The organism is Shigella sp. FC1967 (assembly GCF_001743005.1).
Taxonomy (GTDB): domain Bacteria; phylum Pseudomonadota; class Gammaproteobacteria; order Enterobacterales; family Enterobacteriaceae; genus Proteus.
Genome location: NZ_MIIZ01000869.1, coordinates 1 through 2376 on the forward strand (window position 1 = coordinate 1; position 2376 = coordinate 2376).

Here is a 2376-nt window from a genome sequence, read left to right on the forward strand (position 1 = left end):
CCCATAAGAAATGATAAGAATAATAAGAATAAGAAAGAGAAATGCATCACTTTTATTGTGAAAATAATTATGATCTCGTGATAATGCTTAATCTTTCTTATGTCAATCTAACATCCATTCTTAATAATAGACAATATCATTTGTGATTCTTTTCTTCTTTTAATATGAATACGGCTTTAATTCTAGCGCTTTAGTTTTCTTTTTAAAGGTAGATAATATCGAGCAATAATTCATTAATATCTGCATTGAGATTATTAATAAAGGCGGGATAAATTGACTGTTTTCCATTAAAACAGGGCTATTTGCGTATGAGTTGATATAACCGTTGTGTTAATGGTGTCTTCAGGTTGAGTTGTTATTACAGAGCCTTTGTGAGCAATAAATTATACATAAATCGGCAGACGAAAAGATCAACTGACGTAATAAAATGTGGATTATTTGTTAATCAATTTGTTTGATTTAGCTTGTTTATTTGCAGTTTGAATGTGTCATAAATCCATTTTTAACAAATAGGTTATAGAGCATTAATAGTGAAAAATTTTATATTTCTGTTGAAAAATAAAATAAATAACTAACCTGTTAAGCTTCTATTTTACTTGGGGTGTTAAAATAATCTATAAAAAACAGAGTGATAATTAATGACCCTCTTTGTATAAGCAGGTTAAATAGTGTGGGTTTTTAAGAAAAAAAATAGATGAATGGGTTTACAAATGCTTTACTAATAGTTTACAAATGAAATAAGATATCGTTATTATTTTAATGTTAATAATTCATTGAGTAAAAGGAACGTGTAAAATGGCGATATCTAGAAGAAAATTTATCATTGGTGGGACCGTAGTGGCTGCTGCCGCTGGCGTGGGTATTCTAACACCAATGCTAACTCGCGAAGGGCGCTTTGTCCCAGGTACGCCAAGACATGGTTTTGTTGAAGGCACGGAAGGTGCTTTACCAAAACAGGCTGACGTTGTTGTTATTGGTGCTGGTATTCTTGGTATTATGACAGCCATTAACCTTGTAGAGCGAGGTTTATCTGTTGTGATTGTTGAGAAAGGTAATATTGCGGGTGAGCAATCTTCAAGATTCTACGGCCAAGCAATTAGCTATAAAATGCCAGATGAAACATTCTTATTACACCATTTAGGTAAATATCGCTGGCGTGAAATGAATGCGAAAGTAGGTATTGATACTACTTATCGTACTCAAGGCCGTGTAGAAGTTCCTCTTGATGAAGAAGATTTAGTAAATGTAAGAAAATGGATTGACGAGAGAAGTAAGAATGTTGGCTCCGATATTCCATTTAAAACCAGAATTATTGAAGGTGCTGAATTAAATCAACGTCTTCGCGGTGCGACAACGGATTGGAAAATTGCCGGTTTTGAAGAAGATTCGGGTAGCTTCGATCCAGAAGTTGCAACCTTCGTTATGGCTGAATACGCTAAAAAAATCGGCGTTAGAATTTACACACAATGTGCGGCTCGTGGCTTAGAAACACAAGCTGGTGTGATTTCTGATGTTGTCACTGAAAAAGGTGCAATCAAAACATCTCAAGTTGTTGTTGCTGGTGGTGTTTGGTCGCGCTTATTTATGCAAAACCTCAATGTTGATGTTCCAACATTACCTGCATATCAGTCTCAACAGCTAATCAGTGGTTCACCAACGGCACCAGGTGGCAACGTCGCTTTACCGGGCGGTATTTTCTTCCGTGAACAAGCTGATGGTACTTATGCAACATCTCCTCGTGTCATTGTGGCACCAGTGGTGAAAGAATCCTTCACTTATGGTTATAAATATCTACCATTATTAGCACTACCTGATTTCCCTGTGCATATTTCTTTAAATGAACAATTAATCAATTCATTTATGCAATCAACACATTGGAACTTAGATGAAGTTTCTCCGTTTGAACAATTTAGAAATATGACAGCATTGCCTGATTTACCTGAGTTAAATGCTTCATTAGAAAAATTAAAAGCAGAATTCCCTGCCTTTAAAGAATCGAAATTAATTGATCAGTGGAGCGGTGCGATGGCTATTGCACCAGATGAAAACCCAATTATCTCAGAAGTTAAAGAGTATCCGGGTTTAGTGATTAATACGGCAACGGGTTGGGGGATGACAGAAAGCCCTGTATCAGCAGAATTAACGGCTGATTTATTACTTGGCAAAAAACCTGTTCTAGATCCAAAACCGTTTAGTCTGTATAGGTTCTAATCCATTTTGTTTAGAAAGCCCTCAATTCGAGGGCTTTTTTGTATATTTTTTATCATGACTGAATTTATTATCTCAGAAGTTAAAGAGTATCCGGGTTTAGTGATTAATACGGCAACGGGTTGGGGGATGACAGAAAGCCCTGTATCAGCAGAATTAACGGCTGAT

Annotated in this window: 1 protein-coding gene; it reads left to right on the plus strand. The window is 35.9% G+C overall.

Features of this window, described 5'->3' with window-relative positions; genetic code table 11:
- The first annotated feature begins 795 nt into the window (after positions 1–795).
- The gene (locus tag BHE89_RS14925) at positions 796–2211 is read left to right on the plus strand and encodes an NAD(P)/FAD-dependent oxidoreductase (protein ID WP_069368372.1); all 1416 of its coding nucleotides are present in this window, start codon (positions 796–798) and stop codon (positions 2209–2211) included.
- The last annotated feature ends 165 nt before the right edge of the window (positions 2212–2376 follow it).